This is a genomic window from Streptomyces tauricus (assembly GCF_014650955.1).
Classification (GTDB): Bacteria; Actinomycetota; Actinomycetes; order Streptomycetales; family Streptomycetaceae; genus Streptomyces; species Streptomyces tauricus.
The window spans coordinates 277,572-297,054 of sequence record NZ_BMVY01000003.1 but is presented as its reverse complement, the minus strand read 5'-3'; the positions used below and the strand labels follow the sequence as shown (position 1 = coordinate 297,054).

At 71.5% G+C, this 19,483-nt stretch carries 18 protein-coding genes; 10 read left to right on the top strand and 8 right to left on the bottom strand.

Features of this window, described 5'->3' with window-relative positions:
- Nucleotides 1-148: 148 nt before the first annotated feature.
- The 5 genes from araD to IE278_RS08380 form a co-directional block, all read right to left on the bottom strand.
- Nucleotides 149-1,912, bottom strand: a complete 1,764-nt coding sequence (araD, locus tag IE278_RS08400) for an L-arabinonate dehydratase (protein WP_189770306.1) — start codon at nt 1,910-1,912, stop codon at nt 149-151.
- The gene (locus IE278_RS08395; protein ID WP_189770304.1) at nt 1,909-2,826 is read right to left on the bottom strand and encodes a dihydrodipicolinate synthase family protein; all 918 of its coding nucleotides are present in this window, start codon (nt 2,824-2,826) and stop codon (nt 1,909-1,911) included. Before IE278_RS08395 ends, araD begins: the two co-directional genes overlap by 4 nt.
- Entirely contained in the window at nt 2,823-3,479 is a 657-nt protein-coding gene (locus IE278_RS08390) for a GntR family transcriptional regulator (protein ID WP_189770302.1), read from the bottom strand. The genes IE278_RS08395 and IE278_RS08390 overlap by 4 nt, the downstream gene beginning before the upstream one ends.
- 218 nt (nt 3,480-3,697) lie before the next feature.
- The gene (locus IE278_RS08385) at nt 3,698-4,867 is read right to left on the bottom strand and encodes an endonuclease/exonuclease/phosphatase family protein (RefSeq protein WP_373311948.1); all 1,170 of its coding nucleotides are present in this window, start codon (nt 4,865-4,867) and stop codon (nt 3,698-3,700) included.
- A 59-nt stretch (nt 4,868-4,926) separates the two neighbouring features.
- A complete protein-coding gene (locus tag IE278_RS08380) occupies nt 4,927-5,568 on the bottom strand; it encodes a M15 family metallopeptidase (protein WP_189770300.1) in 642 nt (213 codons plus the stop codon).
- Between the two features lie 87 nt (nt 5,569-5,655).
- Between IE278_RS08380 and IE278_RS08375 the strand changes: the two genes are divergently transcribed.
- Both IE278_RS08375 and IE278_RS08370 read left to right on the top strand, forming a co-directional pair.
- Nucleotides 5,656-6,477: a response regulator transcription factor gene (locus IE278_RS08375; protein WP_246570142.1), complete on the top strand. Its 822-nt coding sequence runs from the start codon at nt 5,656-5,658 to the stop codon at nt 6,475-6,477.
- Entirely contained in the window at nt 6,470-7,564 is a 1,095-nt protein-coding gene (locus IE278_RS08370; RefSeq protein ID WP_189770299.1) for a sensor histidine kinase, read from the top strand. The genes IE278_RS08375 and IE278_RS08370 overlap by 8 nt, the downstream gene beginning before the upstream one ends.
- Before the next feature lie 6 nt (nt 7,565-7,570).
- On the opposite strand, the gene IE278_RS08365 is transcribed toward IE278_RS08370, so the two are convergent.
- Nucleotides 7,571-8,185 carry a TIGR03086 family metal-binding protein gene (locus IE278_RS08365; protein WP_189770298.1) on the bottom strand — a complete coding sequence of 205 codons (615 nt, stop codon included), beginning with the start codon at nt 8,183-8,185 and terminating at the stop codon, nt 7,571-7,573.
- Nucleotides 8,186-8,356: 171 nt separating this feature from the next.
- On the opposite strand from IE278_RS08365, the gene IE278_RS08360 reads away from it, so the two are divergent.
- The gene (locus IE278_RS08360; RefSeq protein WP_189770297.1) at nt 8,357-9,328 is read left to right on the top strand and encodes an NAD(P)-dependent alcohol dehydrogenase; all 972 of its coding nucleotides are present in this window, start codon (nt 8,357-8,359) and stop codon (nt 9,326-9,328) included.
- Nucleotides 9,329-9,418: 90 nt separating this feature from the next.
- Nucleotides 9,419-10,666, top strand: coding sequence for an MFS transporter (locus IE278_RS08355; RefSeq protein ID WP_189770296.1), 1,248 nt, complete (start codon nt 9,419-9,421; stop codon nt 10,664-10,666).
- 119 nt (nt 10,667-10,785) lie between these two features.
- Here the strand turns inward: IE278_RS08355 and IE278_RS08350 are convergent, their stop codons facing one another.
- Both IE278_RS08350 and IE278_RS08345 read right to left on the bottom strand, forming a co-directional pair.
- Nucleotides 10,786-11,955, bottom strand: a complete 1,170-nt coding sequence (locus IE278_RS08350; protein WP_189770295.1) for a hypothetical protein — start codon at nt 11,953-11,955, stop codon at nt 10,786-10,788.
- Complete coding sequence (locus tag IE278_RS08345) at nt 11,952-12,893, bottom strand: 5-dehydro-4-deoxyglucarate dehydratase (protein WP_189770294.1); 942 nt, start codon at nt 12,891-12,893, stop codon at nt 11,952-11,954. Before IE278_RS08345 ends, IE278_RS08350 begins: the two co-directional genes overlap by 4 nt.
- A 298-nt stretch (nt 12,894-13,191) precedes the next feature.
- Between IE278_RS08345 and IE278_RS08340 the strand changes: the two genes are divergently transcribed.
- From IE278_RS08340 to IE278_RS08315, 6 genes are all read left to right on the top strand, one after another.
- Complete coding sequence (locus IE278_RS08340) at nt 13,192-14,028, top strand: NAD-dependent epimerase/dehydratase family protein (protein WP_189770293.1); 837 nt, start codon at nt 13,192-13,194, stop codon at nt 14,026-14,028.
- Nucleotides 14,029-14,338: 310 nt separating this feature from the next.
- A complete protein-coding gene (locus tag IE278_RS08335) occupies nt 14,339-15,109 on the top strand; it encodes a DeoR/GlpR family DNA-binding transcription regulator (protein WP_189770291.1) in 771 nt (256 codons plus the stop codon).
- A 150-nt stretch (nt 15,110-15,259) separates the two neighbouring features.
- The gene (locus IE278_RS08330) at nt 15,260-16,630 is read left to right on the top strand and encodes an ABC transporter substrate-binding protein (RefSeq protein WP_189770289.1); all 1,371 of its coding nucleotides are present in this window, start codon (nt 15,260-15,262) and stop codon (nt 16,628-16,630) included.
- Entirely contained in the window at nt 16,627-17,568 is a 942-nt protein-coding gene (locus tag IE278_RS08325) for a carbohydrate ABC transporter permease (RefSeq protein WP_189770287.1), read from the top strand. Before IE278_RS08330 ends, IE278_RS08325 begins: the two co-directional genes overlap by 4 nt.
- Nucleotides 17,565-18,446 carry a carbohydrate ABC transporter permease gene (locus tag IE278_RS08320; protein WP_189770285.1) on the top strand — a complete coding sequence of 294 codons (882 nt, stop codon included), beginning with the start codon at nt 17,565-17,567 and terminating at the stop codon, nt 18,444-18,446. Before IE278_RS08325 ends, IE278_RS08320 begins: the two co-directional genes overlap by 4 nt.
- Nucleotides 18,443-19,432, top strand: a complete 990-nt coding sequence (locus IE278_RS08315) for a zinc-dependent alcohol dehydrogenase family protein (RefSeq protein ID WP_189770283.1) — start codon at nt 18,443-18,445, stop codon at nt 19,430-19,432. The genes IE278_RS08320 and IE278_RS08315 overlap by 4 nt, the downstream gene beginning before the upstream one ends.
- Nucleotides 19,433-19,483: the final 51 nt, after the last annotated feature.

Genomic DNA, 19,483 nt, shown 5'->3' with positions numbered 1-19,483 from the left:
GTGTGCGGGTCGAGCCGGTGGTACGGGTCGAGCCGGTCGTACGGATCGAGCCGGTGGTACGGGCGCGCGATCTTGACGGCAAGCGCTTTCACGTACGGCGTGCGGCATCCGGACCGCGAGAGGTGCGAGGCGGTTCAGGCGGTACGGGTCAGCCCGCGTACGGGTCCGGCACCTTGCCCGGCCGGGCCAGGAAGGCGAAGTCGCAGCCGGTGTCGGCCTGGGTGATCTGGTCGTTGTAGAGCGCGCCGTAGCCCCGCTCGTAGCGCTCGGGCGGCGCGGTCCACCGCTCCCGGCGCCGCTCCAACTCCGCGTCGTCCAAGTTGAGTTGGAGGGAGCGTGCTTCGACGTCGAGCGTGATGGTGTCGCCGGTGCGGACCAGGGCGAGCGGCCCCCCGATGTACGACTCGGGTGCCACGTGCAGCACACAGGCGCCGTAACTCGTGCCGCTCATGCGGGCGTCGGAGATCCGCACCATGTCCCGTACGCCCTGCTTCAGCAGGTGGTCGGGGATGGGCAGCATGCCGTACTCGGGCATGCCGGGCCCGCCCTTGGGACCGGAGTTGCGCAGTACCAGCACGGTGTCCGCGGTGATGCCCAACTCCGGGTCGTTGATGGTGCGTTGCATGGTCCGGTAGTCGTCGAAGACGACCGCGGGGCCGGTGTGCTTGAGCAGGTGCGGCTCGGCGGAGATGTGCTTGATGACCGCGCCGTCGGGGCAGAGGTTGCCGCGCAGGACGGCGACGCCTCCCTCGGCGGCGACGGGGTTCTCCCGGGTGCGGATGACCTCGTCGTTGTGGACCTGCGCGGTGGCGAGCTGTTCGCGCAGGCTGTCGTGCGAGACGGTGGGCCGGTCCAGGTGCAGCAGATCGGTGATCCGCGACAGGAACCCGGGCAGTCCGCCGGCGAAGTGGAAGTCCTCCATCAGGTATGTACGGCCGCCGGGCCGTACGTTCGCCAGGACCGGCACCGTACGGGCGATGCGGTCGAAGTCGTCGAGGGTGAGCCGGGCTCCGGCGCGTCCCGCCATGGCGATGAGGTGGATCACGGCGTTGGTGGAGCCGCCGAGTCCGAGGACGGTCGTCACGGCGTCCTCGAAGGCCTCCTGGGTGAGGATGTCCGACAACTTGCGGTCCTTGCGGACCAGTTCGACGATCCTGAGCCCCGAGGCGGCGGCCATCCGGTCGTGCCCCGAGTCGACGGCCGGGATGCTGGAGGCACCGGGCACGGTGACCCCGAGCGCCTCGGCGGCCGCGGTGAGCGTGGACGCCGTCCCCATGGTCATGCAGTGACCGGGCGAGCGCGCCAGACCGCTCTCCAGTTCGGTCATCTCGCAGTCGCCGATGAGCCCGGCGCGCTTGTCGTCCCAGTACTTCCACATGTCGGTGCCGGAGCCGAGGATCTCGTTGCGCCAGTGACCCGGCAGCATGGGCCCGGCAGGCACGAACACGGTCGGCAGGTCCACGGACGCGGCGCCCATCAGCAGGGCGGGCGTGGACTTGTCGCAGCCGCCCATCAGGACGGCCCCGTCCACCGGGTACGACCTCAGCAGTTCCTCGGTCTCCATCGCGAGCATGTTGCGGTAGAGCATCGGGGTCGGCTTCTGGAAGGTCTCACTGAGCGTCGACACCGGGAATTCGAGGGGGAAGCCGCCGGCCTGCCACACACCCCGCTTGACCGCCTGGGCGCGGTCCCGCAGATGGACGTGGCAGGGGTTGATGTCGGACCAGGTGTTCAGGATCGCGATGACCGGCTTGCCGAGGTGCTCCTCGGGGAGGTAGCCGAGCTGCCGGGTGCGGGCCCGGTGGCTGAAGGAGCGCAGGCCCTCGGTGCCGTACCACTGGTGACTGCGCAACTGCCGCTCCGCGGCGGGGCGTTGTCCGTCCCCGGACGTCGATGGGCTGACGTCGGTCATATGGACCACCCCCCGGCGATGGCGGCGACCTCGGCTCGTTCGGACTCGGGAAGCTGCCTGCTCGGCGGGCGGACGTCCCGGCGGCACAGGCCGAGCGAGGCCAGGGCCTCCTTCACGACCGTCACGTTGTTGGCGGAGCCGTTGGCCCCGCGCAGTTCCTCGAAGCGGCGGATCTGCTCCCAGACCTTCATGGCGCCCGCGTAGTCGCCGGAGCGCAGCGCCTCGATCATGTTCAGCGAGACGGCCGGGGCGACGTTCACGAGCCCGGAGGTGAAGCCGGTCGCGCCCGCCGAGAAGTACGAGGGCGCGTACGGCTCCGCGAGCCCGGCCACCCACACGAAGCGCTCCAGCCCCGCGTCCCGGGCGAACGCGGCGAAGCGGGCCGCGTCCGGCACGGCGTACTTCACGCCGATCACGTTCGGGCAGGCGTCGGCCAGTTCGGCGAGCCGGGCGCCGGCCAGCACCGGGTTGCGGATGTAGGGGACCACGCCCAGTTCGGGGACGGCCTCCGCGATCGCCCGGTGGTAGTCGACCCAGCCGCCCTCCGACACGTACGGGTGCACGGGCTGATGGACCATCACCATCTCGGCACCGAGCTGCCGGGCGTGGCGGGCGGAGGCGACGGCGGTCGGCAGGTCGTGTCCGACCCCGACCAGGACGGTGGCCCTCCCCCGCGCCTCGTCGACGGTCAACTCCGTGACCAGGCGCCGCTCTTCAGGGCTGAGAGCGTAGAACTCGCCGGTGTTGCCGTTCGGCGTGACGATGCGGACGCCGCCGTCGAGCGCCCGGCGCAGCAGCGCGCGGTGCGTGTCCTGGTCGATGGAGCCGTCCTCGGCGAAGGGGGTCACGGGGATCGCCACCACGTCGGCGAGGGCGGCCCGTTGGGCCTCGAACGTGGTCGTGGTCGCGGTCATTCCTGCTCACCCTTTCCCTGGGCCTCGGGGAAGGCCCGTTGCACGAACGAGGCGATGTGCGAGTGCAGGGCGCGTGCCGCGCCGTCCGAGTCGCCTTCGAGGGCGAGCCGCAGGATCTCCCGGTGCTCGGTGGCCTCGCGCTCCCAGGACGGGTCGGCGGCCCAGGCGACCGCGGAGACCAGGGCGGCCTGGTCCCGGACCTCGTCGAGCATCCGGCCGAGCAGCGGATTGCCGCAGCGGACGTACAGGGAGCGGTGGAACTCGCGGTTGGCGAGGGACCGCTGGGCGGTGTCGGTGGCGGCGTCGGCGCGCTCCAGCGCCTCGCGCGCCGTGTCGAGGGAGGTGCCGCGCAGGACGGAGCGCCGCAGGGCCTCCGGTTCGAGCAGCAGCCGCACGTCGTACACCTCGCGCGCCATGTCCGCGTCCACCATGCGCACCGTGACGCCCTTGTACTGGTTCATCACCACGAGCCCGGTGCCGGCCAGGGTCTTGAGCGCCTCGCGCACCGGGGTCTTGGACACCCCGAACTGCGCGGCCAGTTCGGTCTCGACCAGGGCCTGCCCCGGGGTCAACTGCCCGGTGAGGATGCGGTGTTTGATCCCTTCCTGCACGAACTGCGTGCGGGAGGGGATCGGCATGGGCACAGAGGTCATGCTCGCCTCTCGGTGGCACGGAGCCCTCAGGCTCCCCAGGTCTCCCCGGGGAAAGAGGGCTCGCGTATCTGATCTCGCGTATCGCGTCTCATATATGACGTACGAAGTACGACGCGATGAAGCTAGAAGCGCCTCTGTGTTTCGTCAATGCTTCCGACAAAAGAAGTTGCCGTTGACGTCCGGCGGCCGTGGGTTCACCGGTTGGTTCAGCAGTCGGCTCACCAGTCGATCGCGGCGGTCACCGGCAGGTGGTCGCTGCCGGTGGCGGGCAGCGTGCGCGCGCTCCTCGGCTCCACGCCGCGGACCAGTATCTGGTCGATCCGCGCCACCGGGAACTTCGCGGGCCAGGTGAAGCCGAAGCCGTCCCCGGCCGCGTCCTGGACCGAACGCAGCCGCGACGTGAGGCCGTCGAACGCGCGGTCGTCCATGGTGCCGTTCAGATCGCCGAGCAGCACCACCCGCTCGTTCCGCTCGGCGGCGACGGCCTCACCCAGCGCCTGCGCGTTCCTGTCCCGCGAGTCCGTCCAGAAGCCCGCCCTGGGATTCACCCGGGCCGATCCCAGGTGGGCCACGTACACCGCGAGCGGCCCGCGGTCCGTGGCGACCGTGGTGCGCAGCGCCCGGTTGTCGGCCAGCGTGACGTCGGCCGGCTTGGTCTTCGCCAGCGGTCCGACGTCCGTCCTGATGTCGACCGGCCGGGTGTCCGACAGCGGCAGCCTGCTCCACACCCCGACCGTGCCCAGTACCGCGTGGTGCGGGTAGGCCTTCGCCAGCCCCTTCTCGTACGTGCCCCGGTCCTGCGGCGTCAGTTCCTCCAGCGCCAGCACGTCCGCGCCGGAGGCGGCCAGGTCGCGGGCGGTACCGGCCGGGTCGGGGTTGCCGGCGCCGACGTTGTGGCTCGCCACGGTGAGGTCGCCGCCGGGGTGGGACCTGTCGCCGAGCAGCCCGCCGAAGAGATTCAGCCACACCGTGACCGGCAGCAGCAGCGCGAGCACCGCGGAGACGGAGCGGCGCCACAGCGCCCCGGCGAGCAGCACCGGGACGAACAGGCCGAACCAGGGCAGGAAGGTCTCGACCAGGCTGCCGAGGTTCCCGATCCGGTTCGGGATCCGCGCGTGCAGCAGCATGGACAGCCCGAGCAGCAACGCCAGCGCCGCGAGCACGGGGCCGCGCTTCCAGGGGTCCGGCCGCAGACCGGCGCGGACGGCTCGGGGGATGGCGCGGCGGACGGTGCGGGGGATGTGACGGCGACTTTCGGCCACAGCTGTCGCGCAGGCCGTGACGGTCACGCCCGCCGTGTAGGCCGCACCCGTCGTACCGGTCGCACCAGCCGTGTCGGCCGCGTCGGCCATGTCAGTCGCGTCCGCCATATCAGTCGCGTCGGCCATATCAGTCGCGTCGTCCGCGTCGGCCCGCGTCATCGTCCGTTCCCGCTCGCTGTCGGTCGTCACTGCCGCATCCTCGGGTCCTCGGTGGGGTTGGCGTACATGTCCGGGCACCGGTGCCCGATCGCCTGGGTCCGCAGTTCGAAGTGCCAGGGCTCGTTCCGGTAGATCCGGCACAGCCCGTGCTCGGCGCCGTGCTCGGCCAGCCACTGCGCCGCGTCGGAGTGGCCGATGTCGGCGGCGTCCCCCGACACGTGCGGGGACGTCGCCGCGGTGGCCACCCAGCGGGCGGCCTCGTCCTCGGACCCGTGCGCGGCGACCGCCTCGCGCAGGAGCTGGTTCTGGTACTCCGGGGAACGCCAGCCGCTGTTGACGTAGAACTCGACCCCGTCGGCCGCGGCGGCCGTCGCGGCCCGGCGCAGGGCGTCGAGCAGAGCCGGATCCAGCCGTGTCACGGCCTCGTACGTGTCGTCGAGGACGGTCACGCCCTCGGGGACGACACCGTCGGCCGCGGAGAGCGACGACTTCGACGAGTGCTTCGACGACAACCAGGACGTCGACAGCTGCGGGCCGACGGCGAGGGCGATCGCCATCACGCCCGCCAGGACGCCGGTCAGAACGGCTGCCGCGACGGCGAGAAGGAGCCAGCGGATCCGGCGGATCCGGCCGGCCGGTAATCGCGCGGGTGGCGGGTTTCGAGTCATGGCGCCAGTCAAGGCGGCGCGGTGTTGCCCGCGTGTATCCGGTTTTCGATACGCGGACGATAGGCGTCGGCTCGTAGCCTCGGGCGTATGCGTGTGCTGATCGTCGAGGACGAGCCCTATCTGGCGGAAGCCATCCGCGACGGCCTGCGTCTGGAGGCGATCGCGGCGGACATCGCGGGCGACGGCGACACCGCGCTGGAGCTGCTGGGCGTCAACGCGTACGACATCGCCGTCCTCGACCGCGACATTCCCGGGCCGTCGGGGGACGAGATCGCCAAGGGCATCGTCGCCTCCGGCAGCGGCATGCCGATCCTGATGCTCACCGCCGCCGACCGCCTCGACGACAAGGCCACCGGGTTCGAGCTGGGCGCCGACGACTACCTCACGAAGCCGTTCGACCTCCAGGAGCTGGTCCTCAGGCTCCGGGCTCTCGACCGCAGGCGCGCCCACAGCAGGCCGCCCGTGCGGGAGATCGCGGGTCTGCGGCTGGACCCGTTCCGCCGCGAGGTCTATCGCGACGGCCGCTATGTCGCGCTGACCAGGAAGCAGTTCGCCGTGCTGGAGGTCCTCGTCGCCGCCGAGGGCGGTGTCGTCAGCGCCGAGGCGCTGCTGGAGCGCGCGTGGGACGAGAACGCCGACCCGTTCACCAACGCCGTGCGCATCACCGTCTCGGCCCTGCGCAAACGGCTCGGCGAACCCTGGATCATCACCACCGTGCCGGGCGTCGGCTACCGCGTCGAGCCACGACCGGAGGCGGGACCTGCCGGAGCTGCCGGAGCTGCCGGACCTGCCGGACCCAGCGAGCACACCGGCCCCGGCGACAACGCCGGGCACACCGAGCACGCCGGGCACGCCGATCGCACCGGACACACCAGGCACACCAGGCACGAGGGAGACGCGTGTGGATAGGGCCCATGGGCTGAGCGTGCGCGCCCGGCTCACCCTCAGCTACGCCGGGTTCCTCATGCTGGCCGGTGTGCTGCTGCTCGCGGCGGTGTGGCTGTTCCTCCTGCGGTACGTGCCTGACCGCGCGATGCTCATCAACGCCGACGACAGCGCCATGAACGGTGTTTTCCCCATCCGGTCCAGTCTGCTGCGCGAGTTCGCTCCGCGGGCGGCCGCGGTGCTGGCCTTCCTGCTGGTGTTCGGGCTGGTCGGAGGGTGGATCCTGGCCGGCCGGATGCTCGCCCCGCTGACCCGCATCACCGGCGCCACCCGGCTGGCCTCGGCCGGGGCGCTCTCCCACCGCATCCGGCTGCCGGGCCGCAAGGACGAGTTCCGCGAACTCGCCGACGCCTTCGACACGATGCTGGCCCGGCTCGAGGAACACGTCGACGAACAGCGGAGGTTCGCGGCGGACGCCTCGCACGAGTTGCGCACCCCGCTGGCGATCTCGAAGGCCCTCATCGAGGTGGCCCGCACCGATCCGGAGCACGACAGGGCCGAGGTCATCGAACGCCTCCACGCCGTCAACACCCGGGCCATCGACCTCACCGAGGCGCTGCTCCTGCTCAGCCGCGCCGAGCGGCGGACCTTCACCCGGGAACACCTCGACCTGTCCCTGCTCGCCGAGGAGGCCACCGAGACACTTCTGCCCCTCGCGGAGAAGCGTGGCGTCACCCTGGAGACCGGCGGCGACATCGCGCCCATCGTCGGATCGCCCGCGCTCCTCCTGCAGCTGGCCACGAACCTCGTCCAGAACGCGATCGTCCACAATCTGCCCGACGGGGGCGAGGTGTGGGTGCGTACCGACGTCCGGCCCGGCGGTGTGTCGCTCACGGTCGAGAACTCCGGCGAGAGGATCTCCCCGGAGCTCGCCTCGACCTTCACCGAGCCGTTCCGGCGCGGCGCCGAACGCGTCCACACCGACCATGGAGGGGTCGGTCTCGGCCTGGCGATCGTCAGGTCCATCGCCCACGCACACGACGGGACGCTCGCCCTCACCCCGCGCCCCGCCGGCGGGCTCCGCGTCACGGTGGAACTGCCCCGGGCCTGAGATCCCTCAGCGCCCCCCGGCGGCGGCCCGCCACCCCGGGTCCCGCCCGCTCAGCCCGATCACCCGGTCCAGCAGGGGCGCGCTCTCCGGGACGGCCACGACCGGGCCGAAGATGCTGCCGCGCAACGGGTCGTCGACGGACGCGGCCAGCATCCCGTACGCCGCCAGCAGGGCCGCCTCGTCGGGCACGTACTCCTGTCCCGTCGCACGGGCCAGATCCCAGCCGTGCACGACGAGTTCGTCGGTGGCGACGATGCCCGCGATCTCGCCCGGCAGATCCACCCCGCCCGCCCGCGTCTGCCCCGTCCACGCGGCCGGGTCACGCCACGCCTCGGCCAACTCGGCGAGCAGCTTGGGCAGTTCGGCGCGCCAGCCGGGTGTCACATCGGGCAGCGCGGCCGTGGGCGCGGTGTCCGTCGTGGCGCCGAGCTCCTTGCGCCCGGCGTCCCGGAAGGCCGCGGAGAGGCCGGTCAGATGGCCGACGAGATGGCGTACCGCGTACTCCGGACACGGTGTGGCGTCCTCCAGCTGGTCCTCGCGCACCGCGTCCGCGATGCGCGCCACGATCAGGGCCTGCGGCCCCAGGTCAAGGGTGGTCGCGGTGCTCTCGCCTTCGCCCATGGTGGGCTCCTCTCGTCACGGGGTCGTCAGGGGGTAGACCGCAGGCCGTACGGAAACTCATCGCTTCCACCCTCAAGATCATGCTCAGGGCGCTGGCCAGGTGTTCGAACGGCCGTGATGCTCGGGATTGCCGGGATTCCCGGTGCCGGGGACCACGAGGGGAGCCACGCCATGAAGGCGATCGTCCAGGATGCCTACGGATCGGCGGACCTGCTGGAACTGCGGGAGGTCGAGCGGCCCGTCCCCCGCGACGACGAGGTGCTGGTCGAGATCCGCGCGGCCGGACTCGGCCCCGAGGTGTGGCACCTCATGACGGGCCGGCCGCTGGTGGCGCGGGCCGTCCTCGGGCTCCGCAAACCCAAGAACCCGGTACAGGGCTGGGACGGCGCCGGACGGGTCGAGGCCGTCGGGGCGAAGGTGACCGACTTCAAGCCGGGCGACGAGGTCTTCGGCAACTGCGAGGGCTCGTTCGCCGAGTTCGCGCGCGCCAAGGCCGCGAAGCTCGCCCTCAAACCGGCCGGCCTCACCTTCGAGCAGGCCGCCGCACTCCCCGTGTCGGGCATGACCGCCTTCCAGGCCCTGAGCGGCCCCGCCCGCCCGAAGCCGGGCCAGAAGGTCCTCGTCATCGGCGCCTCCGGCGGGGTCGGCTGCTACGCCGTCCAGCTCGCCGCGCTGTACGGGGCCGAGGTCACCGGTGTCTGCGGCCCCGGCGGCGCGGACTTCGTACGCGCGCAGGGTGCCGCGCACGTCATCGACTACACCACCGAGGACATCACCGGCGGCCCGCACCGGTACGACGTCGTCATCGACAACGCGGGCCAGCGGCCCCTGCCCGTGCTGCGCCGCGCGCTGGCCCCGCGCGGCACCCTCGTGATCGTCGGCGGCGAGGGCGGCACCGCGATGTTCGGCGGGCTGAGCCGCGGCCTGCGGGCGGTCCTGCTGTCGCCGCTCGTCGGCCAGAACCTCCGCAACCTCGTCTCCGTGGCCCGCCGCGAGGACCTCCTGGCCCTCAAGGACCTCGCCGAGAACGGCAAGCTCGTCGCGCCCGTCGACCGCACCTACCCCCTCGCCGAGACCGCCGAGGCCGTCCGCCACCTGGAGAAGGGCCACCCGCGCGGCAAGCTCGTCATCACCGTCCCTTAGCGGCCGGCCTCCGGGCGCCCCTGCCGCGTACCCCGTCTAAGGCACCTGCCCGATCCCTGCCCCGGGGCCTTAGACCCACGATGACCAGGCATGACGGAACAAACACCGCGGGCACCGCGGACGTCCCGGGCGGCCCGGCCTGCGTGGGCGGTGGTCCGGGTCCTGCGGGACCGCAACGCCGGCCTGTACCTGGGCGGGGTCATGGTCTCCGGTTTCGGCTCGTCGGCGATGTGGCTGGTGGCCGGGATCTGGGTGAAGGACCTGACCGGCTCCGACGGACTGGCCGCCCTCTGCGTCTGCGCCCTCTGGGCGCCCACGCTGATCGGCCCGGCCCTGGGCACCCTCGCCGACCGCACCCGCCGCAGACCGCTGCTGGTGTGGACGAACCTGGGCCTGGCCGCGCTGCTCCTGCCGCTGCTCGCCGTCGACTCGCCGGGCACCCTGTGGGTCCTGTTCGCCGTGCTCCTCGTCTACGGGGCGGCCGGCGTCGTCCATGACGCGGCGGAGGCGGCGCTGGTGGCGACCGCCGTCGACGGACAGCTCCTCGGTGACTTCAACGGGCTGCGGATGACGGCCGCCGAGGGCATGAAACTGATCGCCCCGCTCGCCGGAGCGGGGCTGTACGCGGCGTACGGAGGCGCCCGGGTCGCCCTCCTGGACGCCGTCACCTTCGTCCTGGCGGCGGGCCTCTACACGCTCCTGCGCGTCCACGAGCCGCCTCCGCGGCCTGCGGAGGGCGCCGCCGGGTGGCGGGCCCGGACCGCCGAGGGCGCCCGCTACCTGTGGGGCCACGCCGTCCTGCGCCCGCTCGTCCTGGCCGGCGGCACGACGATGCTCTTCGCGGGCGTCAACGGCGCGACGGTCTACGCGGTGGCGGAGGGCCTCGGCCACTCCCCCGCGTACGTGGGGCTGCTGTACGTCGCGCAGGGCGCCGGTTCGGTGGCGATCGGCCTGGTCTCGGGGCCGCTCCTGCGGCGGCTGGGCGAACGCCGTTTCGCGCGGTACGGCATCGCGCTGACCGCCGTGGCCGTGACGGCGCGCGCGCTCCCGTACGACGCGGTGGCGCTCGCCTCGGCGGTGGCGGTGGGCGTGGGGCTCCCGTGCGTCCTGGTCGCGGCCCTGACCGCGGTGCAGCGGGAGACCCCGGACGCGCTGCTCGGCCGTACGGCGGCGACCGCGGGGACGTTGCTGTTCGCGCCGAACGCGGTGGGGCTGGCGCTGGGCGCCGCCTTGGTGGAACTCGTTCCGTACCAACCGCTGTTGGTGGCGCTGGGTGTTACGCGACTCATCACGGTGCTGCCCTGCCGTGGCTGGACGCGCAGTTCCCCGCGCCCCTGAAAAACAGGCCCGCCAAGGGTCACGCGGCCCATCACCGCGCAGCCCCGCCGCCGCTGGCCGCGCAGTTCCCCGCGCCCCTGACACGCGGGGCTGCGCCCCGGCTTGTCATCCCTGCGGGGTCAGTCCAGCCTCGTCAGCGCGTCGGCCGTCAGTGTCAGGTCCTCTTCCGATGCCAAGCCCGCGTGGTACAGGCGCAGTTCGGTGGCGCCGGAGGCGGCCGCTCGTGTCGCGTCGTCGAAGAGGGTTGCGGGGGTGCCGCCCATCCCCGTCACCACGGGGAAGTTGGCCGCCAGCACGTTTTCCTCGGTGGCGTGTGCCGCGAAGGGGGGCAGCAGGGCGGGCCCTCCCGCGCACGGTACGACCACGCCGTCGGCGGCCGTCAGGATGTGCTCGGGGTCCACCCCGGCGTTCGCGCCCACGTGGTACGAGTCCGGGTCCGCGTGCAGCAGGATCCGGAAGCCCTCGGGCGCCGCCGCGCGGACGGCGGCGACGACGTCCGTCTGGAGGGAGCGGGCGACGGAGTCGCGCCACGCGCGCGTGGCCGTCGCGAGCTCGCCGCCCAGCAGCTTCTCCACGGCCTCCCAGCCTCCGGCAGGGGTCGCGCCGCGCCACACGGGCTCCAGGGCGCGCCGGACCGCCGACGCCAACTCATCGGCTTCGAGCCCCAGTCGCGCGTACCCCTCGCGGCACGAGGGGCAGAAGCACAGCGACATCAGGTACGTACCGGCGTCCCCGAGCGCCACGCCCGACGTCTTGTCGTGGGCGTGCAGATGCGGGAGCCCGTACCAGCCCAAGGACTCCAGTTCGGTTCCCCCCGCTCCCGGCCGTACCGCCGCCTCGACGGCCAGGTCGGTCAGGTACGCGCGCGTCTCGGGCTGCGCGATGCAGGGGGCCCACGGATAGCGGTCCCCGTAGGCGTTGACCACGGAGGTGTCCGGGAACTCCTCGCCCAGCCGGGAGTTGTGCGCGAGGACCACCCAGGTGTGCACGTCGAGCCCGGCCCCCGCGAGCGCCTCGGCGGCCTCCCCGTACGCGTCGCCCGGCGCCCAGTCCCCGGCCGCGTACGGCCGCAGCCTGCGCCCCTGCCAGCGCGCGGGGTCCACCGGGTAGAGGACGGCCGCGTGCGACGCGGTGACGATGCGGTGGCGGGGGTGCCGGGGGGTCAGCGCGCGCGTGGAGTGGTACGCGGACGCGAGGGTCGCCTGCCGTACCCCGAGCCCGGCGATGCGCGCCGCCGCCCCGGGGTCGCCGTTGACGTCCCACGGATAGACGAAGGCCGACGCCCTCACTTGCCCTCCTCCAGCAGCGCGTGGCCCCGCTCGATCAGCTGCGCGAGCTGCTTGAGGTGGTCCTCGGCCGGTTCGTGCAGCGGCGGCCGTACCTCGCCCACGTCGAGCCCCCGCAGCCGTACACCCGCCTTGACGAGCGAGACGGCGTATCCGCGGCCCTGGGCGCGCAGTTCGACGAGCGGCCGGTAGAAGCCGTCGAGGAGCCGGTTGACCGTGTCGTCGTCGCCGGAGCCCATGGCGCGGTGGAAGGCGAGGGCGATCTCGGGCGCGAAGCAGAAGACGGCGGACGAGTAGAGCGTGATGCCGATGCCCCGGTAGGCGAGGCCGGTGAGTTCGGCGGTGGGCAGTCCGTTGAAGTACAGGAAGTCGCCCGGGACCTCGGACCGTACGGCGCTGACGATGCGCTGCATGAGGTCGAGGTCGCCGGTGCCGTCCTTGAAGCCGATGACCCCCTCGGTGCGGGCCAGCGCGACCACGGTCTCCGGGGTGAACACGGCGTTGTCCCGCTGGTACACGATGATGTCGAGCGAGGTGGCGCCGGCCAGTTCCGTGTAGTGCCGCAGCAGCCCTTCCTGCCCGGCGACCACGAGGTACGGCGGCATGGCGAGCAGTCCGTCTGCGCCGGCCTCCTCGGCGAGCCGCGCGTACCGCACCGCGAGCGCGGTCCCGTAGCCCGCGCCCGCGACGACGGGCACCCGGCCCGCGGTCTCCTCGACGGCCGCCCGGACGCAGGCCTGGAACTCCTCGGGGGTGAGCGCGTGGAACTCGCCGGTGCCGCAGCAGGCGAAGACGGCGGCGGCGCCGGCCTCGACGCCCCGCCGGACGTGCTCGCGGTAGACGTCCAGGTCGACGGCCCCGTCACGGTCGTACGCGGTGACGGGGAAGAACAGCGGCCCACTGGGGATACTGAGTCGAGCGGCGAGGGGGGCTGACGACACGGGCTCTCCCTAGAGCATGTACGTACACGCCACCCGTGCACGTTTCTGATTTGCGTCCATATCTCTGAACTCGCCCACGCTAGAGCTCGCCGTCGGGACCGGTCAAGCGGGCCAACCCGCATTCCCCGAGCAATTCCGGAGCAAGAAAGGACCGGAAATGAGGCCGACCGCCGACGGATCACCACCCGCCGCGCGACACTTGACGCGAGCCGTGAACGATCCCTAGCGTGTCCATGGATGTGAATGCCGTACACGCTTACGCATATGCATACGGCTGCTGATTCTAGGAGACCCGAGGATGCCCGCTCCGCGCACCGCTCCCCGTACCGTCCTGCTCACCGGCGCCGCCGGAGGCCTCGGCACCCTGATGCGCGGGCTGCTCCCCGCCTACGGCTACGAACTGCGCCTCCTCGACATGCGGCCCATCGAGGGCGAGCCGGACGCGATCACCGCGGACCTCGGCGACAAGAAGGCCCTGCGCGAGGCCGTACGCGGCGTGGACGCCGTCATCCACCTCGCGGGCATCTCCCTGGAGTCCACCTTCGAGAAGATCCTGAAGGCGAACATCGAGGGCACGTACAACCTGTACGAGGCCGCGCGCGAGGAGGGCGTCGGGCGGGTCGTCTTCGCCTCCTCCAACCACGCCGTCGGCTTCACCCCGCGCCCCGAGGGCGACGCGCCCCACGAGCCGGGCGCGCTCATCCCCATCGACACACCCCGCCGCCCTGACACCTTCTACGGCCTGTCGAAGTCGTTCGGCGAGGACCTGGCGCAGTTCTACTGGGACAAGCACGGCCTGGAGACCGTCTCCGTGCGCATCGGCTCCTGCTTCCTGGAGCCGACCACCGTGCGCATGCTGTCGGTCTGGATGAGCCCCGGCGACGGCGCCCGCCTCTTCCACGCGGCCCTGACCGCCGAACACGTCGGCCACAGCGTCGTCTACGGCTCCTCCGCGAACACCCGTCTGTGGTGGGACCTGTCGACCGCCCGCGCGCTCGGCTACGAGCCGCAGGACGACTCCGAGCAGTACGCCGCGAAGCTGATCGCGGAACAGGGCGAACTGGACCCGGAGAACCCGGACCACGCCTGCCTCGGCGGCGCCTTCGTCACCAACCCGCCGGTGTGGCCCTACTGACGGTCCCCTCACCGACGCTCCCGGCCGGCCGCCGCACCGCGGCCCCGCCGACACTTCAAGCCACTCCACACGGACGACCCCACAGGGCGGACGGGCACCGAACGGGCCCGTCCGCCCCGCCGTTCGGGCACGCCCCCTGCCCGAATTACGCTCCGCCGCAGGTCCGCCGCGGGCCCGCGTCTCACCCAACGGGCACACACGGGCGCCATCGGACCCGCAACAGACCTGGTCAGTGGCGCGTACCCGCTGTAGAACTTCCCCCAAGGGTCGAACGGGCCCGAACGGGCAGTGGGTGAGGGAGCGGAAGCGGGTGTCGGGCATGAGCGCGGAAGAACGGCAACGGGCGATCGTGAAGACCGCCCGACGCACAGGTGCCGTCGACGTGAACGAACTCGCGGCCGAGCTGGGCGTCGCCCGGGAGACCGTGCGCCGCGATCTGCGCGCCCTGGAGGACCACGGCCTCGTCCGCCGCACCCACGGCGGCGCCTACCCCGTGGAGAGCGCCGGGTTCGAGACGACGCTCGCCTTCCGCGCCACCAGCCACGTACCCGAGAAGCGCCGGATCGCGGCAGCCGCGGCCGACCTGCTCGGGGACGCGGAGACGGTCTTCGTCGACGAGGGCTTCACCCCCCAGCTCATCGCCGAGTCACTGCCCAGGGACCGGCCGCTGACCGTGGTCACCGCGTCCCTGGCCACCGCGGGCGCGCTCGCCGAGGCCGACAACAAGACGGTCCTGCTGCTCGGCGGCCGGGTCAGGCCCGGCACGCTGGCCACCGTCGACCACTGGACGACGAAGATGCTCGCGGGCTTCGTCATCGACCTGGCGTTCATCGGCGCCAACGGCATCTCCCGCGAACACGGCCTCACCACCCCCGACCCGGCCGTCAGCGAGGTCAAGTCGCAGGCGATCCGGGCCGCGCGGCGCACGGTCTTCGCGGGCGTGCACACCAAGTTCGGCGCCGTCAGCTTCTGCCGCTTCGCGGAGATCAGCGCCCTGGAGGCGATCGTCACCAGCACGTTCCTCCCCACCTCCGAGGCCCACCGCTACTCGATGCAGGGCCCCCAGGTCATCCGCGTCTGACCACCCGATCCCGACCTTCGGGGCCAGGCGGAGAGTCCGAAAACCCAACCGACCCACTACAGAGGCACCACAACACCCTGCCAGGGCCTTGCCAGCCCTTTCGCCATCCTCTCGTCATCCCATTTGTGCTGATACATCCAGGAGTGATCCATGCGAACCCAGAGCCGACGGAGGCCGCGCGCGATGTTCGCCGCGGCCGCCGCAGGGACGCTGCTCGCCCCGCTGCTCTCCGGTTGCTGGGCCGGAGCGGGCGGTGCGGGCTCCGGTGGCAACTCCATCAACGTCCTCATGGTCAACAACCCGCAGATGGTGGAGCTGCAGAAACTCACCGCGGCCCACTTCACCAAGGAGACCGGCATCAAGGTGAACTTCACCGTGCTGCCGGAGAACGACGTCCGCGACAAGATCAGCCAGGACTTCGCCAACCAGGCCGGCCAGTACGACGTCGCGACGCTCTCCAACTACGAGATACCGATCTACGCCAAGAACGACTGGCTGCACGAGATGGACTCGTACGTCGCCAAGGACCCCGGCTACGACGAGCAGGACGTCCTCAAGCCCATGCGCCAGTCCCTCACCGCGGAGGACGGCAAGCTCTACGGACAGCCGTTCTACGGCGAGTCGTCCTTCCTGATGTACCGCAAGGACGTGTTCGCCGAGAAGGGCCTGAAGATGCCCGCCAACCCGACCTGGGACGAGGTCGCCGACCTCGCCGCCAAGGCCGACGGCGCCGAGCCGGACATGAAGGGCATCTGCCTGCGCGGCCTGCCCGGCTGGGGCGAGATCATGGCCCCGCTCACCACGGTCGTGAACACCTTCGGCGGCACCTGGTTCGACAAGGACTGGAAGGCGCGGCTCGACTCCCCCGAGTTCGAGAAGGCGACCAAGTTCTACGTGGACCTGGTCCGCGAGCACGGCGAGTCCGGCGCGGCCCAGTCCGGCTTCGCCGAGTGCCTCAACAACCTGACCCAGGGCAAGGTCGCCATGTGGTACGACGCCACGTCCGCGGCCGGCTCCCTGGAGTCGGCGAAGTCCCCGGTCAAGGGCAAGATCGGCTACGCGCCGGCGCCGGTCGACAAGACCGAGTCCTCCGGCTGGCTCTACACCTGGGCCTGGGGCATCCAGGACGCCTCCCGCAACCCCGACAAGGCGTGGAAGTTCGTCTCCTGGGCGTCCAGCAAGGAGTACGAGCAGCTGGTCGGCGACGAGATCGGCTGGTCCAACGTGCCGGCCGGCAAGCGCGCCTCGACGTACACGAACGCCGACTACCGCAAGGAGGCCGGCGCCTTCCAGGAGATGACCAAGGAGGCCATCGAGGGCGCCCGGCCGACCGACCCCGGCGTACAGCCGCGGCCCGCGCCCGGCATCCAGTTCGTCGGCATCCCCGAGTTCACCGATCTCGGCACCAAGGTCTCGCAGGAGATCAGCGCGGCCATCGCCGGACGCCAGTCCGTCGAGTCGGCCCTGAAGAAGTCCCAGAAGCTGGCCGAGGAGATCGCCGAGGAGTACGAGGGACGATGACCGCGACAACGACAGCCCCCGTGGCAGCACCATCCGTCCGCACGGAGAAGAAGCCCCCCTCCGACCGCCTGAAGGCCTGGGCGACGCGGGCCCCGCTCCTGCCCGCCCTGATCTTCATGATCGCCGTGACCCAGCTGCCGTTCGTGGCCACGCTGGTGATCTCCTTCTTCGACTGGAACTCCCTCTACCCGGACGCCCGCAGCTTCACGGGCTTCGGCAACTACACCGAGGTCCTCACCGACGCGGCCCTGCGCAAGTCGGTCTGGACGACCATCCTGCTGACGGTCTCCGTCGTCCTGGCCAGCCTGATCCTGGGACTGGGCCTCGCCCTCCTCCTGGACCGCAAGTTCCGGGGCCGCGGCGTGGTCCGCACGCTCCTGATCGCTCCCTTCCTTGTGGTGCCCGTCGCGGCGGCGCTGCTCTGGAAGCATGTGCTCTACAACCCCGAGTACGGCCTGCTCAATGGCTTGCTGCACTATGTGGGCGGCCCTGAACCGGACTGGATCTCCAACACCCCGCTGCTCGCCATCGAGATGTCCCTCGTCTGGCAGTGGACGCCGTTCATGATGCTGATCCTGCTGGCGGGCCTGCAGAGCCGCGACCACCAGCAGATCGAGGCGGCGAGGGTCGACGGCGCGAGCGGCTGGCAGATCTTCCGCTACCTCACACTTCCCCACCTGCGCCGCTACCTCGAACTGGGCGCCCTGCTCGGCTCGATCTACATCGTGCAGAACTTCGACGCGGTCTTCACGATCACGTCCGGTGGCCTGGGCACCGCGAACCTGCCCTACACCGTCTACCAGACCTTCTACCAGGCCCACGAGAACGGCCTCGCCTCCGCGGCCGGCGTCCTGGTCGTCATCGGCTCGATCATCATCGCGACCTTCGCGCTGCGCGTGGTCTCGTCCCTGTTCCGCGAGGAGGTGTCCCGCGCATGACCGCCACCGCCGTACAAGCCCGACCCAGCAGCACCCAGTCCGCCGATCCCACCCCCCGCCGCCCCAGGGGACGGGGCCTCGGCCTGGTCGCCTGGCTGGCCGGCATCGTCTTCTTCCTGCCCATCGCCTGGATGGCGCTGACGTCCTTCCACTCGGAGGAGGACGCGGCGACGAACCCGCCGTCCTTCGCGGCGCCCCTGACCCTCGACGGCTACCGCGAGTTCTTCGGCACGGGCGGCGGCGCGAGCCCCTGGCCGTCCCTGATCAACTCGACGGTGGCGTCCCTGGCCTCCACCCTCCTGGTCCTCGTCCTCGCCCTCCCCGCGGCGTACGCGCTCTCCATCCGCCCGGTGAAGAAGTGGACGGACGTCCTCTTCTTCTTCCTCTCCACAAAGATGCTGCCCGTCGTCGCGGGCCTCCTGCCGATCTACCTCTTCGCGAAGAACACCGGGATGCTGGACAACATCTGGCTCCTGGTCATCCTCTACACGTCGATGAACCTGCCGATCGCGGTATGGATGATGCAGTCGTTCCTCTCCGAGGTCCCGGTGGCGATCATCGAGGCGGCCCAGATAGACGGCGCGAAACTCCCCACGATCCTGACCCGGGTGGTCGCCCCCATAGCCCTCCCGGGCATAGCCGCCACCTCCCTCATCTGCTTCATCTTCAGCTGGAACGAGCTGCTGTTCGCCCGTGTGCTGACGGGCGTGGTGGCGGAGACCGCCCCGGTCTTCCTCACCGGCTTCATCACCAGCCAGGGCCTGTTCCTGGCGAAGGTGTGCGCCGCGTCGCTCGTCGTCTCCCTGCCGGTACTCGCCGCGGGGTTCGCCGCCCAGGACAAGCTGGTCCAGGGCCTTTCGCTGGGAGCCGTGAAATGAAGGCCGCCGTCATCGAGTCCGTGGGAAAGGCCGTCGTCTCCGAGGTCCCGGACCCGACGCCGGGCCCCCGCGAGGTCGTCGTGGAGGTCGCGGCCTGCGGACTCTGCGGTACGGACCTGCACATCCTCCAGGGCGAGTTCGCCCCCAAGCTGCCGATCGTCCCGGGCCACGAGTTCGCGGGCGAGGTCGTCGGCGTGGGCCGCCAGGTCACGGAACTCTCGGTCGGCGACCAGGTGGCCGTGGACCCCTCCCTCTACTGCTACGAGTGCCGCTACTGCCGTACGGGCCACAACAACCTCTGCGAGCGCTGGGCTGCGATCGGCGTGACCACGGCGGGCGGCGCCGCCCAGTACGCGGTCGCGCCGGTGGCGAACTGCGTCAAGCTCCCCGAGCACGTACGCACCCAGGACGCGGCCCTGATCGAACCGCTCTCCTGCGCGGTACGCGGCTACGACGTCCTCAACTCCCGCCTCGGCTCCCACGTCCTGATCTACGGCTCCGGAACGATGGGCCTGATGATGCTGGAGCTGGCGAAGCGGACGGGCGCGGCCAGCGTGGACATGGTGGACATCAATGCCGAGCGCCTGACGACCGCCCAGCAGCTCGGCGTCTCGGCGTCCGCGACCAGCGCCGACGAGCTGGACCGGCCGCAGGGGTGGGACCTGGTGGTCGACGCCACGGGGAACGCGGCGGCGATCCAGGACGGGCTTGGGCGGGTCGCCAAGGCGGGCACGTTCCTGCAGTTCGGGGTGGCCGACTACGCGACGCGGGTCTCCATCGACCCGTACCGGATCTACAACCAGGAGATCACCATCACGGGTTCGATGGCGGTGCTCCACAGCTTCGAACGGGCGGCCGAGTTGTTCGCGACGGGTGTCCTGAACCCGGACATCTTCATCAGCGACCGCCTCCCCCTGGACCAGTACCCCCAGGCCCTGACCCAGTTCGCCGCGGGCATCGGCCGAAAGACAGTGGTGATCCCGTAGGGGTCCTCGCCCCCGCCGCCCCTACCCATTCCCGTCAACGCCTGGGGGCTG

What these genes read in the sequence shown, in the direction of transcription:
- IE278_RS08330 (WP_189770289.1), top strand. Translation starts at nt 15,260, where the DNA reads ATGCGAACCCAGAGCCGACGGAGGCCGCGCGCGATGTTCGCCGCGGCC.
- araD (WP_189770306.1), bottom strand. Translation starts at nt 1,912, where the DNA reads ATGACCGACGTCAGCCCATCGACGTCCGGGGACGGACAACGCCCCGCC.
- IE278_RS08320 (WP_189770285.1), top strand. Translation starts at nt 17,565, where the DNA reads ATGACCGCCACCGCCGTACAAGCCCGACCCAGCAGCACCCAGTCCGCC.
- IE278_RS08380 (WP_189770300.1), bottom strand. Translation starts at nt 5,568, where the DNA reads ATGACTCGAAACCCGCCACCCGCGCGATTACCGGCCGGCCGGATCCGC.
- IE278_RS08390 (WP_189770302.1), bottom strand. Translation starts at nt 3,479, where the DNA reads ATGACCTCTGTGCCCATGCCGATCCCCTCCCGCACGCAGTTCGTGCAG.
- IE278_RS08385 (WP_373311948.1), bottom strand. Translation starts at nt 4,867, where the DNA reads ATGGCCGACGCGACTGATATGGCGGACGCGACTGACATGGCCGACGCG.
- IE278_RS08365 (WP_189770298.1), bottom strand. Translation starts at nt 8,185, where the DNA reads ATGGGCGAAGGCGAGAGCACCGCGACCACCCTTGACCTGGGGCCGCAG.
- IE278_RS08325 (WP_189770287.1), top strand. Translation starts at nt 16,627, where the DNA reads ATGACCGCGACAACGACAGCCCCCGTGGCAGCACCATCCGTCCGCACG.
- IE278_RS08355 (WP_189770296.1), top strand. Translation starts at nt 9,419, where the DNA reads ATGACGGAACAAACACCGCGGGCACCGCGGACGTCCCGGGCGGCCCGG.
- IE278_RS08360 (WP_189770297.1), top strand. Translation starts at nt 8,357, where the DNA reads ATGAAGGCGATCGTCCAGGATGCCTACGGATCGGCGGACCTGCTGGAA.
- IE278_RS08395 (WP_189770304.1), bottom strand. Translation starts at nt 2,826, where the DNA reads ATGACCGCGACCACGACCACGTTCGAGGCCCAACGGGCCGCCCTCGCC.
- IE278_RS08315 (WP_189770283.1), top strand. Translation starts at nt 18,443, where the DNA reads ATGAAGGCCGCCGTCATCGAGTCCGTGGGAAAGGCCGTCGTCTCCGAG.
- IE278_RS08340 (WP_189770293.1), top strand. Translation starts at nt 13,192, where the DNA reads ATGCCCGCTCCGCGCACCGCTCCCCGTACCGTCCTGCTCACCGGCGCC.
- IE278_RS08375 (WP_246570142.1), top strand. Translation starts at nt 5,656, where the DNA reads ATGCGTGTGCTGATCGTCGAGGACGAGCCCTATCTGGCGGAAGCCATC.